The sequence below is a fragment of the Pseudoxanthomonas sp. SE1 genome (assembly GCF_029542205.1).
Lineage (GTDB): Bacteria > Pseudomonadota > Gammaproteobacteria > Xanthomonadales > Xanthomonadaceae > Pseudoxanthomonas_A.
Map to the genome: position 1 here is coordinate 4050681 of NZ_CP113783.1, position 15186 is coordinate 4065866.

The following is a 15186-nucleotide window of genomic DNA, read 5'->3' on the forward strand; positions in this document are numbered from 1 at the left end:
GGAGAGGGCGTTGGTTTCCAGCTGGATCCTGCTGTTGGTGTCCGTCGGCTACGCCGCGCTGCTGTTCGGCGTGGCGTGGTGGGGCGACCGTCGCCCGATGTACCCCGACCGGCCCTGGCTGCGTCCGGTCGTCTACAGCCTGGCGCTGGCGGTGTACTGCTCGTCGTGGACGTTCTATGGCGCGGTCGGCAGCGCGGTGCGCAACGGCCTGGGCTACCTGCCCATCTACCTCGGCCCGGTCCTGCTGCTGCTGTTCGGCTGGCGCATCATCGAACGCCTGGCGCTGATCGCACGCAGCGAGAACACGGTCTCGATCGCCGACTTCATCTCGTCCCGCTATGGCCGCTCGCGCCGGCTCGCCGCACTCGTCACGGTGATCGCCCTGATCGGCGTGGTGCCGTACCTGGCGCTGCAGTACAAGGCCGTCGCGATGAGCCTGAGCGTGCTCAGCGGCGAGGGTGGCGACAGTTCGCACGGCTTCTTCACGGATCCCGCCTTGTATGTCGCGCTGTTGATGGCGCTGTTCGCCGCGCTGTTCGGCACCCGCCAGGTGGACGCCACCGAACACCACCACGGCATGATGCTGGCGATCTCGCTGGAATCGGTGGTGAAGCTGGTCGCGATGATCGCGGTGGGCGTGTTCGCCTACCTGTGGCTGGGCGGGAACAACATCCACGTCGCGGATTCGGCGCGCACGCTGTTCGAGAATGCGCCTCCGGTCGGCTTCATCGCGCAGACACTGCTCGGGTTCCTCGCCATCGTGTGCCTGCCACGGCAATTCCACGTGGCGGTGGTGGAATGCAGCGACGTGGGCGATATCCGCAAGGCGCGCTGGCTGTTCGGCGGGTACCTGGTGCTGTTCTCGCTGATGGTGATTCCGGTTGCCGCCGCCGGCATCGCCCTGTTCGGCGGCACCAATGTGGCGGACGACAGCTATGTACTGGCGCTGCCGCTGGCGGAAGGCCGCACGGCGCTGGCGATCATCGCGTATGTCGGTGGCTTCTCCGCGGCGACCGGCATGGTGATCGTGGCCAGCATCGCGCTGGCCACCATGGTGAGCAACGACCTGGTCATGCCGGTACTGCTGCGCCGCGGCTGGGCCGAGCACCATGCGGAAGCCGACGTGGCCTCGCGCGTGCTGTGGATCCGCCGCGTCGCGATCCTGCTGCTCGCACTGACGGCCTACTCCTACTACCGCAGCAGCAGCAATGACAGCACGCTGGCGTCGTACGGCCTGATGGCCTTCGCCGCGGTGGCGCAGTTCGCCCCGGGCCTCATCGGCGGCCTGTACTGGCGTGGCGCCAGCCGGCGCGGCGTGGAAGTGGGCATGGTACTGGGCTTCGCCACGTGGATCTACACGCTGCTGCTGCCCACGATGACCCAGGCCGGCTGGTTCGATCCGCACTGGCTGCATGCCGGTCCCTTCGGCATCACCTGGCTGCGGCCGCAGCAGCTGTTCGGCCTGAGCGGCTGGGACACGCTGACACACGGCAGTTTCTGGTCGCTGCTGGTCAACACTGGCGCGATGATGATCGTCTCGGCGCGCTCGCGCCCCGGTGTGGACGAACGGCTGCGCGCCGCGCCGTTCCTCGACCCCTACGCGCAACGCCCCGCGCTGGTGGCCGGCGAATGGCCCGGCAGCGTGCGCGTGGGCGATCTGCGCACGCTGGCGGAACGCGTGGTCGGCGAGCGCCATGCGCGGCGCGCGTTCGCCGAGCAGGCGCAGCTGCTGGAACGCGAACTGCAGCCGAATGTTCCCGCGGACCGCGTCTGGGTACAGTTCACCGAACGCCTGCTTGCGGCCGCCATCGGCGCCGCCTCCGCGCGCATCGTGCTGACCAGTGTGCTGCGCGGTTCGGGCATGGAGCTGGGCGAAGTGGTCGCCGTACTCGACCAGGCCGGCCAGGAGCTTCGCTTCAACCGCGAGATCCTGTCCACCACACTGGAGAACATCAGCGCCGGCGTCAGCGTGGTCGATCCCGACATGCGGCTGGTGGCCTGGAACCGCCGCTACCAGCAGATGTTCGGCTATCCCGACGGCATGCTCTACGTGGGCCGTCCGGTGGCCGACCTGATCCGCTACAACGCGGAACGTGGCGAACTGGGCGATGGCGACATCGACGAACAGATCAACAAGCGCATCCGCTACATGCGCGCGGGTTCGCCGCACATCTTCGAGCGCGTGCGTGCCGATGGCCAGGTCATCGAGATGCGCGGGCAACCGCTGCCCGGGGGTGGCTACGTCACCAGCTACAACGACATCACCGACTTCAAGCATGCCGAAGCACAGCTGCTGGAAACCAACGAGACGCTGGAACAGCGCGTAGCCGAACGCAGCCAGGCCGCCGAGCATGCGCAGCAGTCGCGCACGCGCTTCCTGGCGGCCATCAGCCACGACGTGCTGCAGCCACTGAACGCGGCACGCCTGTTCGTCAGCGCGCTGCGCGACAGCGAGCAGGGTGCGGATGCGCAGGCCCAGGAGCGCCAGCACCTTGCCGAGCGCGTGGACGCGTCGCTGCGCGCCGCCGAGGAACTGCTGGATGGCCTGCTGGATGTCTCCCGCCTGGATGCCGGCGGCCTGCAGACGCAGATCAGCGATTTCGATGCGGGCGAACTGTTGCGCGAACTCGCGGCACAGTACGCACCGGTCGCCGCGGGCCGCGGGATCAGGCTGCGCGTGCACGCGCGTCCCATCCCCGTGCGCAGCGACCGCCGCCTGTTGCGCCGCGTGCTGCAGAACTTCCTCGCCAACGCGCTGCGCTACACGCGCGACGGGCGCATCGTGATCGGCATGCGCGCACGGAGCGACAAGGTCGTGCTGCAGGTCTGGGATACCGGGCCCGGCATTCCCGAGAATCACATGCGGCAGATCTACGACGAGTTCCATCGCTACCAGCAACCGTTCGACTGGGGCGAGCGCGGCCTCGGCCTGGGCCTGTCTATCTGCCAGCGCATCTCCCGCCTCCTGCAGCACGAGCTGGATGCGCGCAGCAAGGTCGACCACGGCAGCATGTTCTCCATCGTCGTGCCGCGCGGCAGCCCTACGAGCGAACGGCGCACCTCCTCGCGACGGACCGCGCTCGCAAGCGATTCGCTTGCAGGGCTGCGCGTGCTGTGCGTGGACAACGACCGCGAAATCATCGACGGCATGCAAGCCTTGCTGGGCCGCTGGCAGGTGGACGTGATCACCGCCACCACGGTGGACGAAGCGCTGGAGAAGATCGCACAGGCACCCACCGTGATGCTGGTGGACTACCACCTGCACGACCGCCTCGACGGCCTTGCCACGCTCGACGCCCTGCGCGCCGCCAGCCCCGGCCCCATCGCCGGAGCCCTGCTCACCGCCGACGGCCGCGACGAACTGAAGCGCGAAGCCCGCGAACGCGGATACCGCCTGCTGACCAAGCCAGTGAAACCCGCCTCCCTACGCGCGTTCCTCGCCGCCCATCATGTTCCCGTCCCGTTGCCGGCTACGGAGTGAAGATGTCCCGCGACCAATCACCCACCTTCCCGGCCTGAAGCCTCCCGCCCCCAGCGCCCCCTTCACGCAAAGCACTGCGTGACCCGAAAGGGCCCCCGCCTGCGATCAACATCACCGCCCCTCCACGCAAGAGGAACGCGCGCCAAACCCGTTACCGCCCCGCGTTCGCCCTGCTATCCGACCACCACCGTACTTGCCGCGAATATCACCAACGACAAACTCCCCATCCTCCAAGCGTCATGCCTCGCAAGGCATTGAACGGAAAGGCCATCCCCGTGTTGACGCCCCATCCCTCCAGCTGAATACTCCGCGCTATCACCCCGAAATGGGGTCTACTAGGTGTTAGGCCGCACATGAAAGCTCCAAGCAGACGGATGCAGGCAATAGTTGGCTGGACAATGATAGCTGCTGCGGTCTTCCTAGCTGGATTAGCAGCCTTCTGGGCCTGGCTTCTTCGAGATGGTCTTGGCCCAGATAGCATCTCCTCATCTGGTCTTGCAGCTGTCCACCATGCCATCTCGGGCGGTTGGCACTCGTTCCTTCCGGCCGCACTTGTAGCCATTGCTGGCTTGATGTTCATCCGCCGCGCACGCCGTGTGCGGCCTAACAACTCATTCAAGCCGAACCCGCTTCGCGGGTCGGCTTAATTCAGGTGTTAGGCGTCAATGAGCAAACGTGACTACATCCAAGAGATCATCGCAAAGCAGTCACGACTGCATCGCCGCGGAACGCGGATGGATCTATTTACACGTAGAGTCCATCCGCTTGTGGAGGGGTTTCGTTCGATCAAATCGATGGATAAATCCGTAAGCTTCAGAAACGAATGGCTTAAATACGGCGCTATTGGATACATCGCGTGCGTGGAGGGCTACTTCCGTATCCTCATTGCGGATCTTATTAATTACGGAGATCCATTTCTGTCGAGGGTTCCTGAGCTTAAAGAGATCAAGTTCAACGCTGAAGCGGTGGTTGCGATTCATAAGAGAAAGGTCTCAATTGGTGAGTTTGTTGCGCACCTTCTTCCAATCAACGGGGTGTCCGACGTCAACTCTCATTTGTCCGCTCTAGCAGGAGATGACTTCCTGAGAATGTATCTAACTCAACCATGTAGCGGCCAGAACACGAAATCCGTCGGAGAGGTGTTTCCAAGGGAAATCGGAATGGTTGAGAAGCTTTTCAAGCTACGGCACCTATATGCGCACGAGCTGGCCACGAAAGAAAAAGTACCCGTTAAAGAGATCGACAGCCTTGTAGGGTCTGCGGCAATGTTTGTCTGGTACACAGAGAAGGTTGCAATAAACAACTGGTTGACGCCTAACAATTCATTCAAGCCGAAGCCGCTTCGCGGCTCGGCTTAACTCAGGCGTTAGGCCTTGATGGAAACGTTCGTAGGCATCGTATTCCTGCTCTCCGCGCTCGCGGTGCTGCCTGCATTCGCGGCGTCCATCCATTGCTCTAGCCGCTTAAACAGTTACCTGCGGCAGAGGCACCCGAGCACTTGGGCCGAGGTCGCACCAGACTCACTCTCTGAGCCCTCCCTTTCCGCTCCGGTGACCAGATTCGTCACACAGCGTGCCTATCGAAAGATCGGCGACGCTCACCTCAATGCGCTGGGAGATAGCTGTTTTCGGCTACTCTACGTTGCGGCCACAATCTTCTTGGCACTCGTGCTTTCCGGGCTGACTTATGGTGCACTCAAGGCCTAACAATTCATTCAAGCCGAACCCGCTTCGCGGGTCGGCTTAATTCAGGTGTTATACGGCAGGGCGGAATCAGATCCCTTTGGCATGGGCAAGGTCTGACATCACTGCGCGCCGCTTTCCGATTGTCGGTCGCTTCGCTCACCTGCTACAAAAGCGGCGCAACCGGCGCGCCACAAGCCGGGGCTTGCGGTGCTCTGGTCAGCCGCTTTTACCGGGCGCTTCCGCGGAGGGGTTTCAGGTAGCAGGCATGGCCAGGAGGGACGCTCCGCATTGCAGGCATCCGGACCGCTGCCGCATAACTAGTCGTTCAACCGGAACCCGCATCGGGGCCCGCGTCTTCGGCAGGGATCCGGCTATCATCGGCGTCGGAGCGGACCCATGGCGGGTCCGGTCAACTCAGGTGTTAGGCGGCACAGCAGGTCTAATGCGGTGTGCGCCGGGAGCTCCCTTTGATCAGGGCAATATTGTTCGACTTCGATGGCGTACTTACTACTGACAAGACCGGGTCGGTCAGCACACTGCGGTCGCTCAGCCAACAGACCGGCCTAAGCGAAGACCTGCTGTGGGAAGCCTTCGCACCATTCAACGAGCACCTGTTAAGCGGCAGAACCACGCACGGGGCTGTATGGGCGAAGATTTGTGATCGGCTCGGTCAAGATCTCGATCCCGCGATGTTGACGCGCGGGTTCGACAGCACGCCAATCCGGCGTGACATGCTCTGCTTCGCAGCTGGGCTCAGGCGACATTACAGCACCGGCATCATTACGGATAACAAGGCTGATCGCATGCAGCGCCTAACCGAGCTTCACTCGCTAGCTAGCATATTTAACATCATAATCGTCTCAGCTGAGCACGGGTCAGGCAAGGAACAACCCAGCATCTTTGAGAGCGCCGTCGAGTCGCTCTGTGTGGCGCCGCATGAATGTGTATTCGTGGATAACAGCCGCCGAAATCTAGTGGCGCCGGCCGCGCTTGGCATGCATACGTTGTACTTCAATGATGCCATCGACACTGCACAATCCTTGGCAGATGTGCTAAGTGAGCGTTACGGTATTGTCGCTCCTCGGGTGCCGCCTAACAATTCGTTCAAGCCGAACCCGCTTCGCGGGTCGGCTTAACTCAGGTGTTAGGCGGCAGAGCAGACATGATCGCAACTCTACTCATCACGATTCTTGCTGCTGGCATGTCGACCGAGCCTGCCACTGAGCAACCGGCTCTCCGATGCGACATTGGGCCGGCTGTTAAGCAGTTCGGAGGCAATGACTGGCTCGTCTACGGCTGCGCTGACGGCCATTCTGTAGTGGTCACTGCCGGCGCGCCCAATCCCGCTACTCCGTTCGTCTTCATCCTCACGCCGGACGGCAGCGGCGGGATTGAGCTGCACGGCGAAGGGACCGGGGCCGAGTCCGCTACCAAGCCTGCCTATGAAAGTCTCAGCAAGATGTCCAGTTCGGACCTGGCCGCGCTTTTTCATGAGGCTAGTCGGACCAATGAGCGGTAAGCTGCCGCCTAACAATTCATTCAAGCCGAACCCGCTTCGCGGGTCGGCTTAATTCTGGTGTTAGGCCGCATTAGACAGTGCAACGCTATCCAAATCCCATACTTATAGTTATCGATGCTTACGCTGCCAGACTTTCCGCATGGCTGTTGGTCGCCACCGCGCTTGCCGCGGTCGTAGACATATTCCTAGATGTACACGGACGCCTCTTCTATGTTTTTCTAGCCCTTGCTGTGTTCGCTTCCATAGTGCATGTCGGATTCGCTTTGGCGCACAAATGTCCGGGATGCGGCAAGCACCCCACGATTCAAGGATTCGCTCCACCACATGCAAGCGCCGCGCACGACGGGGCTAGCGCGTGGGCTCGGGTCGTTCGCGACGTTATCCACAAGCGATCGTTCACTTGCTTCCACTGTGGCAGCAGCTTTGACGTATCTGATGCTGCCTAACAATTCATTCAAGCCGAACTTGCTTCGCAAGTCGGCTTAATTCCGGTGTTAGAGCCCACATGACACATCTCGCCCGCATCACCGAAAGAGTCAATCGCCTGGGTCATCCTGATGAGCCAAGCACCCCGCGGCCGTTACTGACTGTCGAGGAGTTCTTCGACGGTAACGCCGAAGTTGGAAGCATTGGATGCAACCTTGACAGTGCTCCGGCGCCTGATGAGTTCTACTCACTCTTCCGCAATATCGCGCAGCGCCCGGATGTCCAAGACATCCGTGTTCAGATCACCGCATTCGATGTTCCTGAGTGGCCATTTTCTGACACCGTCTACATCATGACCTCGGCCACACCCGAGGAGGTCGCGACATGGTTCCCCCAACACCTCAAACCGGACGAAACATGGACGGGATTCGTGGATCAGCCGTACGAGCCTTATCAGGTTCCCGACGGGGTGCAGCCCGTTGCTTGCTGGTGGGATTAGTGGGCTCTAACAATTCATTCAAGCCGAACCCGCTTCGCGGGTCGGCTTAACTCTGGCGTTATACGTGGGTGGGTGTGTTGGTGTTGTCGGCTTCGGTTGCCAGTCGATCGTGCGGCAGCCGCGGCTTCGGTGCTGATCGATTGTTGATACAAGGCAACAGGCGCGTCCTTCTGGCTTCGCTTCACTCGGCTTCGGGTACATCGCTCTCGCGCCGCACGGCTTCCGGATGACCTTCCGGCTTGCGGACCGGCGTCGCGGTCGGCTTCGGTCTTTACGGGCCCCACCCTGCTACGGGCTGGCGGCGAGTGATTTCCCGCTCCCGGATGTTCCGACCCCGTTGCAGGCCGCTGGCTTCGGGCTTACCTTGGCGCATAACTATTCGTTCAAGCCGAACCCGCTTCGCGGGTCGGCTTAACTCAAGGTGTTAGGCCTTGATGGAAAAATTCATCGCAGCCCTATTCTTTCTTTCCGCAATTGCGGTCCTGCCTGTTTTCGCGGCGTCCGTCTATAGCTCCAACCGTCTTAACCGCTATCTGCAGCAGAAGCACCCAGACACTTGGCGCAGGATCGCGCCAGACTCACTTACGGAGCCGTCCGTTTCTGCTCCGGTTACTAGATTTGTCACTCAGCGCACCTATAGAGAGATCGGCGACACTCACCTCAACGCCCTCGGTGACCATTGCTTTCGGCTACTCTACGCTGCGGTAACGATCTTCCTCGTTCTCGTGCTTTCGGGACTGACATATGGCGCACTCAAGGCCTAACAATTCATTCAAGCCGAACCCGCTTCGCGGGTCGGCTTAATTCCGGTGTTAGGCCCCAGGAGATTTCTATGTCGAGCTTCGGAAGTTGCTGTAACGACATGCAGGATGCGCTGACATCGCCGCCCGAAAAGCTACTTCGGGTTGAGGACAATGGCGTTCTTTACTTGGCGGTTGGATATGCCAATACAGACCAAGGTGTCGGCTGGTTCGATCAAGCTGTTCTGTTTTGCCCCTTCTGTGGCACGACTCTCCAGTCTCACGCAGAGATACAGCACCGTGCTGGGGCCTAACAATTCATTCAAGCCGAACCCGCTTCGCGGGTCGGCTTAATTCAGGCGTTAGGCCGCTCATGAGCATTGATGCGTTTGACAACATCTTGCTGGAGGACACATTCGTTCTCTCGTGGCACTACGCTTCAGACTCGCTCACATTCAGCGTTCTCGCGAGCCTCTTGCAAAGCCACCCAGAAGCAACGCCACCCGCGAGTGGTGACTGGGCTTGCTATCGCCCCGGCCTCATCCGGTTTTCTAGTGTTTCTTCTGTTAGCGGTCTGCTCCCACAAGCCGCTGTTCCACCCACTCATGACGCTGACGGCAGCCTGGATTACGGCTGCATTGACGAGCTTTCGCTTGTGCGACTAGGCGAGTACCGTATTGCTGGAGAGTTCGGGGTGGTCACGGTTGCCGCAATGGAGGTTTCACTTGTACTTAGCGCCGCGGCCTAACAATTCATTCAAGCCGAACCCGCTTCGCGGGTCGGCTTAACTCAGGTGTTAGGCCCCGTATGAAAGATCTTCCCGATTTGGAGAACTCATTACGACAAGTGATCTCGGTCCAAGATGCACACCGCGTCATGGAGCACTTCGTCAGCGCATATCTCGCGCGCGGCGACACGTCGGTATCGGACTTTCTGTTCTGCTACGCGGGCCTTACTGCTCCCGGCCAAACAACCGATCCGGCTGCCATCCACGACTTCCTTGAGTCGACCAGGGCTGTAGCAGCACAATCCCCACCGGGCCCGTGCGGCACCGGGGCCTAACAAGTCATTCAAGCCGAACCCGCTTCGCGGGTCGGCTTAATTCAGGTGTTATGCGTGGGTGGGTGTGTTGGTGTTGTCGGCTTCGGTGATGCCGCGACTTCAGCAGCGTCGCGGGCTTTGGCACTGATCGGCCGCTGACGCAGCTGAGTTGCTCACGTCTCCTGGCTTCGCTTCAATCGGCTTCGGATGCATTGCGTTCGCGCCGCTCGGGACAAGGATGACTTCGTGACTTTCGGCCCAGCGTCGCTGTCGGCTTCGGTCTTTACGGGCCCCACCCTGCTACGGGCTGGCGGCGAGTGATTTCCTGCTCCCGGATGTTCCGACCCCGTTGCAGGCCGCGTGCTTCGGGCTTACCTTGGCGCATAACAGTTCATTCAAGCCGAACCCGCTTCGCGGGTCGGCTTAATTCAGGTGTTAGGTCTTTCCAATGAATTTCGTGCGTAAAGGCGAGTATCTCTTGGTGACTCGAGAAACGGGAAATCAATGGAACTACCTAATGGTCCGCCTTGATGACGGACATGTTGGTCGACCAACGTGCATGCGTCTTGAGCGTCCCGACAGCTGTTCTAAGCGGCAATTGGCCGAGTCCGAGGTGGTGGACGCCGTTCTTGCTGGCGTCTCCGAGGCGAACGGGCGATGTGGTACAAGATATCGGGTATCGCATATCAGATATGTTGCCGATGACAGTCCTCCGGAAAGCATCTACACCTATCTGGCGAGTTCGCTTGTTGAGCGCTTTCACAACGGAGGTGAGTTCCGCATTGGGTCCCCGCCGGAGACCTAACAATTCATTCAAGCCGAACCCGCTTCGGGGGTCGGCTTAATTCTGGTGTTAGGAGGCTTGGAGAATGTCGTCGTCGCTGAAGCCGCTAAAGCGGTGGCGCACAACGTCTGCCACCAATTCGCCAGCACGCTCAATTTCTGGGCCGGCGATTACGGCATTAATCACTTCACGCGATCGGTCGTTGCTGCCGGCGGCTCCGTCGCCGTGGATCTCCTTGCTGGTACGTCGCAGCCGCCCTTGGCTGGAGAAGGCGCCCTAGGTGTGCAGCAGCTGGCTTCTGCTCTTCCGGCCTTGTTGGCCAAGGAAGGCTTCGAGACTAACCCGCTATCCTCTGCCGTCGCCACCTACCGGGTTCGCGGACCGTTGCCTGATCCCGGCGGCAACGTAGCGTACGATTGCAGCGTAGAGTTCAGTACGGCCGGGGGGCGCTCGTACGTGGTTGAGCTGTCCGAGCTCAACGCTCCGTAGCCGCCCGGTGAATTAACACCCCAAGTGCAACACCCCTGGTGTTAGGTGCCATGAAAAAGTCTCCCCAATCATGGATAGAGCACACAGCCAGCTGGCGATCTGCGCCAATGGCCTATTGGGTTCATGTCCAAAGGGGAAAAGAGCCTTGGTACCGTGCAACGGAGTTCGACCCTCCCGCTCCAGAGGCGGACGGAAAGCTTGGTTATCCCGTGCTGTGCGTAGAGTCTTGCGGCATGACTTTTCGGTTCACTTCGCGAGAGCAGCTGGATATCTGTATCAAAACGCTATCAACCAAACCACTGCCTTCTTCCCGGCGCCTCGCCGCATTGCGTGGCGGTGCCGGGCCAAACGGGCACTGGCTCAGCCGTCTGCCTGCCAGCGTCAAATCGCCCAAAGGTCGGCAGCAAGCCATCGCAGATTTAAGCGCGGTGGCGCACGGGCTGGCGCCTGACAGTTCATTCAAGCCGAACCCGCTTCGCGCTTCGGCTCATCGGAAGACATAAGCGTCAGACCGCACAGCCAGGGGGTCGCAAACTTGAGCAAATGGAACTCCGCTGCCGAGTGGCAGCAACTGTGTGATGGCTCCGCTTGTCCCATCTGCGTTCGCGGCCAGCCTCTCGACATCATCGTCGAGTTGCATGCGTCATGGCTCACCATGCCGGAACGCGCACCCATGGTCGGGTATGTCTGCCTTGTCTCCCGCGTGCATGCTGTTGATCTGCACAACCTCACCCTTACTCAATCAGCTGCATTCATGCAGGACGCACATCGCGTCTCATCTGCCCTGTCTGCTGTCACAGGTTCCGTCAAGCTCAACTACGAGATTCATGGCAACACCCTGCCTCACCTGCACATGCACTTTTTCCCGCGGTACGCGGGCGATCCATTCGAAGGACGCGCCATTGAACCATCTCGTATCGCCCAGCCAGTCTATGAGCGCGGGCAGTTTGCTGCGCTCAAGAAGGAGCTGGTTCAAGCGTTGGGCGCGGTTTCGGCCTGACAGTTCATTCAAGCGTCAGGCCATTCGGCACAGACCCGTCTGATGGGAGAGGCAGATGATCGAACTTCCCTTGAGGGACCCATGCGACCTCTGCGTGGCCGCTCGCGAGGAACGATGGAAGATCGTGGACGAGAGCGAACATACCTTGACCGTGATCAATCCGTGGCAATTCGAAGTTGGCCAGTGCTGCGTTATCACACGCCGCCATGTCGCAACGCTGCTCGATCTTTCCGACCGGGAATGCGAGGCCGTCATGATCTCGGCCAAGCGAGTCGCAGAGTCACTCGTCAAGACGTATCGACCGCTCGGAATCCTGACGTTCCAGAACAACGGGGTCTTCAGCGGGCAGGAAACACCGCACTTCCATTTCCATGTCGTCCCCCGACAGAAGGGCAGCGATTGGGGGGTGGGTCCACCCCAACTCGCCACCTTCGATGGCGCCGGACGAGCAAGGGGCAGCTCACACGATCCAGGCGGAGATGCACAGCGCCGTGAGCGGGTGCGGGCTTCCGCCAAGCAGCTTGCCGAGACCGTGGAGCTGATCCGCTCGAATCTTCCGCAATAACCTGGCTGCTGTAGTGCTCCGGCTCAGGCCCCGGACAGCAGCGAGGCTGGCACGGGGCCATCGGTGACCGCCCGGCCAATCGCCCGGGCCAGCCGCCTTTCGATCACACGATGCGCGCGAAACGCATCCACTCGGCCGTGCGCCGTGCGCCGTGCGCGAACGAATGCGCCGGCATCCAGCCCAGCCGGGTCCTGGCCAGATCATTCGACACCCATGATCGATATGCCTCGCGTACGACGCGGCCTTCGCTGGGCATCCGTACTGGCGGATGGTCGTCGGCATGCGTGGCGGGGCCGCGATTCTGCAGTCGCGACTTGATCTTCAGTTTCTGCTCGGGGCTGATCCGACGGGCCACCAGTTCCTTGGTGCCGCGGATCCACTGGCCCAGCGACGGGATGGTGCCCAACTGGGCATGGAACGCCGGGGACGCCGCCAGCCGGATGGCTGCCTTGATGCTGTCGCGCGCAGTCGGCTGCTTCGCCTTCCAATAGGCTGCGATGTCTTCGAGCGCGTGGTCATGGACGGTCTTCTCGCCCTCGACCATGCCGGCGAACGTGGTGATGAAATCTCCCCACGTCATGCGCGTATCGCCATTGATCAGGAACGCCGCGCCGACCGCGTCGTCGCGTTCGATCGCCGCCATGATCGCTTCGCAGACGTCATCGACGTACACCGCATTGCAGAGGCCCCGGCCACCATCGATCAGACTGATCCGGCCCGCCCGCGCGTCCTGGACAATCGGCGTGACGAAGAAACTGTAGGGGCCGTAGACGATGGTCGGGCGAAGCACGACGGTCTCCAGCGCGCCACGTTTGCCGGCGGCCACCACCACGGCCTCGGACGCTGCCTTGGCATCAGAGTAGGCCTCACCCCAGCGCTGGACGGGGGCGGTGGCTTCGGTGAGCACGTCCAGCTTCGGCGACGGGCCGTGCACGGCCATCGAGCTGATGTGGACAACGCGACGGACACCGGCACGCGTGCAGGCATCGATCAGCTGCGTGGCCTGCGTCCGGGCGCTCTCGTCGTCGCCGTGGGCGAGGTTGACGACGACATCGCATCCCGCCACTGCCCGCGCAAGGCTGTCGGCGTCGAGCATGTCGCCGGCGACCAGCTCGGTATCCAGCCGGGCGATCCGTGCGGCGCGCGAGAAGTCGCGGACCAGTGCGCGGTATGGAAGGCGGTACTCGAGTGACAGCAGTTCGCACAGGCGCGAACCGATGAATCCGGTGGCGCCGGTGACGAGGATCTTGTTGGGCGTCATGCCGAGGCCCCCATCCGGACCAGCCAGGGCTGCGCCATCGATGTCCGCCTGGCGTATGCGGTCTCGATGACGGCGAGGGCGTGCAGCGCGGATTCTCCGGTCACGAATGGTGCGCGCCGCTCGCGGACCGCGCCGATGAAGTCGTCGAGCTGGGCACGGTAATGGCTGCGCCCGTCCCACCGCTTGGCGCACGGGATCTGCATCTCCATCGGGCCACGGCGCGTGGTCCGATGGAGGGTCAGGGTGCGCGGATCCGAGGTCGAAGCCTCAAGCGTGCCGCGTTCGCCCACTACCCGGATGCTGCGACGCAGGCGGTGCGACCAGCTGAATTCCAGACGCGCAGGCACCGGCCGCCCCCCCATCTGCAGCATGCCGGTCAGCTTCGCATTGCTCTCGAAACCACCGAACGCGTCGTCCTCGTAGGCGATCTCCGTGAGGTCGCCGAACAGCCACAGCACCCGGTCAAGCAGATGCACGCCGCTGTCGAACAGGACGCCGCCGCCTGTCGCATTGCGGTCGAAGTAGCTGTTGCTCGCCATCGGCCAGTCGAGGGGTGCACCGTCCTCGACGATCACTTCGCAGACCTCGCCGATCTCACCGTCTTCCACCAGGTCCGCGAGCCACCTGTTGTGGGGGAAGAACCGCATCATCAGTGCAACCGCCAGCACGCGACCGGTCCTGCGCGCGGCTTCCACCATCTTCTGCCCGTCGGCGACCGTTATCGCCAACGGCTTCTCGCACAGGACGTCGATCCCCATCTCCATCAGCTGGATGGCGACGGGCGCGTGGAAGCGCGGCGGGACGGCCACGATGGCGGCGTCGACCTTGCCGGCGAGCCCGGCGAGCTCGGTGGTGATCTCCGCCTCGATACCGCCGGCACGTGCGGCATGCGTGGCGTTGCGGCGGTCGCGGTCGCACAGGACGGTCACCTCGACCCGACGGTCCCGGGTGATGACCGGCAGATGCGCCTCGCGCGTGATCGCGCCGCATCCGACGATGCCCAGCCGTACGGGCTGGCTGGAATCAATGCTCGTCAAGGTCCCTCTCCGTGTCAGCACACTAGCGATACGTAAATTGGATCCTCGACCGGCCGTGCGGCGGACCGCGACAGTCACGCGCCCAGGCGGGGGCGCCGATCTCGCCAAGCGTGCATGCGCGGCGCTCGGCATCTACGGTACGCTGGAGCCATCGCACCCGGACAGCTGGCAGGATGCTCTTTACCGCTGCAATCGAGGATGGGAGCAGGGTGGTTTCGCAGGCATGGCGGAGGCCACTACGCACCACGAGAACGTCCACGCCGCGCCCAACCCTCGCGCTCCCCAGCACGTCAACCAGGCTGGACCGTTAGTGGCCATGGGAAGGCTCGCGAAGTTCCGTGCGTGGCTGAATCGGGACGATGGGCGCTTTTACCGGATCGGCAATGAGTCCATCGGAATTCTCACGGCAATGGGGGGCCTCTCGATTGTTGCTTCATTGGTGTTATGGCAACTCCATCGACATGTCGATATGCACTTGGCCTGGTCCATCGCCGTCGGCGCTGCCGGCGCGGCATTCCTTTTCCTCGGTGCCCGCGCCAGGGGCCGCGGCGATGGCAGCTGACGTTTCATCCAGACCCACATTGCGTCCTGGCATGACGTGATCCGGGCCCATTCCTCTTCTGATCTCCGGCGATGACACAAGACAACCCGTACCAGGC

12 protein-coding genes are annotated in these 15186 nt (G+C 62.0%); 10 read left to right on the forward strand and 2 right to left on the reverse strand.

Features of this window, described 5'->3' with window-relative positions; all coding sequences use genetic code 11:
* The first annotated feature begins 10 nt into the window (after positions 1-10).
* From OY559_RS19015 to OY559_RS19055, 9 genes are all read left to right on the forward strand, one after another.
* Entirely contained in the window at positions 11-3481 is a 3471-nt protein-coding gene (locus OY559_RS19015; protein ID WP_277727852.1) for a hybrid sensor histidine kinase/response regulator, read from the forward strand.
* Between the two features lie 665 nt (positions 3482-4146).
* On the forward strand, positions 4147-4839 hold the full coding sequence (locus tag OY559_RS19020) for a hypothetical protein (protein WP_277727853.1): 693 nt from the start codon (positions 4147-4149) through the stop codon (positions 4837-4839).
* 809 nt (positions 4840-5648) lie between these two features.
* Entirely contained in the window at positions 5649-6302 is a 654-nt protein-coding gene (locus OY559_RS19025) for an HAD family hydrolase (RefSeq protein WP_277727854.1), read from the forward strand.
* Between the two features lie 26 nt (positions 6303-6328).
* Entirely contained in the window at positions 6329-6685 is a 357-nt protein-coding gene (locus OY559_RS19030) for a hypothetical protein (RefSeq protein ID WP_277727855.1), read from the forward strand.
* A gap of 505 nt (positions 6686-7190) precedes the next feature.
* The gene (locus OY559_RS19035; RefSeq protein ID WP_277727856.1) at positions 7191-7610 is read left to right on the forward strand and encodes a YfbO family protein; all 420 of its coding nucleotides are present in this window, start codon (positions 7191-7193) and stop codon (positions 7608-7610) included.
* 434 nt (positions 7611-8044) lie between these two features.
* Complete coding sequence (locus tag OY559_RS19040) at positions 8045-8374, forward strand: hypothetical protein (RefSeq protein WP_277727857.1); 330 nt, start codon at positions 8045-8047, stop codon at positions 8372-8374.
* A gap of 1879 nt (positions 8375-10253) precedes the next feature.
* Complete coding sequence (locus tag OY559_RS19045) at positions 10254-10664, forward strand: hypothetical protein (RefSeq protein ID WP_277727858.1); 411 nt, start codon at positions 10254-10256, stop codon at positions 10662-10664.
* Between the two features lie 535 nt (positions 10665-11199).
* Positions 11200-11664 (forward strand): HIT family protein, encoded by a 465-nt coding sequence (locus tag OY559_RS19050; RefSeq protein ID WP_277727859.1) that lies wholly within the window; start codon positions 11200-11202, stop codon positions 11662-11664.
* A 55-nt stretch (positions 11665-11719) separates the two neighbouring features.
* On the forward strand, positions 11720-12229 hold the full coding sequence (locus OY559_RS19055; RefSeq protein WP_277727861.1) for an HIT family protein: 510 nt from the start codon (positions 11720-11722) through the stop codon (positions 12227-12229).
* A gap of 103 nt (positions 12230-12332) precedes the next feature.
* Here OY559_RS19055 and OY559_RS19060 read toward each other — a convergent pair whose 3' ends face one another.
* Together OY559_RS19060 and OY559_RS19065 are read right to left on the reverse strand one after the other, a co-directional pair.
* Positions 12333-13490: an NAD-dependent epimerase/dehydratase family protein gene (locus OY559_RS19060; protein ID WP_277727862.1), complete on the reverse strand. Its 1158-nt coding sequence runs from the start codon at positions 13488-13490 to the stop codon at positions 12333-12335.
* Positions 13487-14527 carry a Gfo/Idh/MocA family protein gene (locus OY559_RS19065; protein WP_277727863.1) on the reverse strand — a complete coding sequence of 347 codons (1041 nt, stop codon included), beginning with the start codon at positions 14525-14527 and terminating at the stop codon, positions 13487-13489. Before OY559_RS19065 ends, OY559_RS19060 begins: the two co-directional genes overlap by 4 nt.
* Between OY559_RS19065 and OY559_RS19070 the strand changes: the two genes are divergently transcribed.
* Positions 14517-15089 (forward strand): hypothetical protein, encoded by a 573-nt coding sequence (locus OY559_RS19070; RefSeq protein ID WP_277727864.1) that lies wholly within the window; start codon positions 14517-14519, stop codon positions 15087-15089. The two genes, OY559_RS19065 and OY559_RS19070, sit on opposite strands and share 11 nt — an antisense overlap.
* The last annotated feature ends 97 nt before the right edge of the window (positions 15090-15186 follow it).

Coding starts and splice junctions, on each gene's coding strand:
- OY559_RS19020 (WP_277727853.1), top strand. CDS start 4,147: ATGAGCAAACGTGACTACATCCAAGAGATCATCGCAAAGCAGTCACGA.
- OY559_RS19030 (WP_277727855.1), top strand. CDS start 6,329: ATGATCGCAACTCTACTCATCACGATTCTTGCTGCTGGCATGTCGACC.
- OY559_RS19035 (WP_277727856.1), top strand. CDS start 7,191: ATGACACATCTCGCCCGCATCACCGAAAGAGTCAATCGCCTGGGTCAT.
- OY559_RS19040 (WP_277727857.1), top strand. CDS start 8,045: ATGGAAAAATTCATCGCAGCCCTATTCTTTCTTTCCGCAATTGCGGTC.
- OY559_RS19055 (WP_277727861.1), top strand. CDS start 11,720: ATGATCGAACTTCCCTTGAGGGACCCATGCGACCTCTGCGTGGCCGCT.
- OY559_RS19060 (WP_277727862.1), bottom strand. CDS start 13,490: ATGACGCCCAACAAGATCCTCGTCACCGGCGCCACCGGATTCATCGGT.
- OY559_RS19070 (WP_277727864.1), top strand. CDS start 14,517: ATGCTCGTCAAGGTCCCTCTCCGTGTCAGCACACTAGCGATACGTAAA.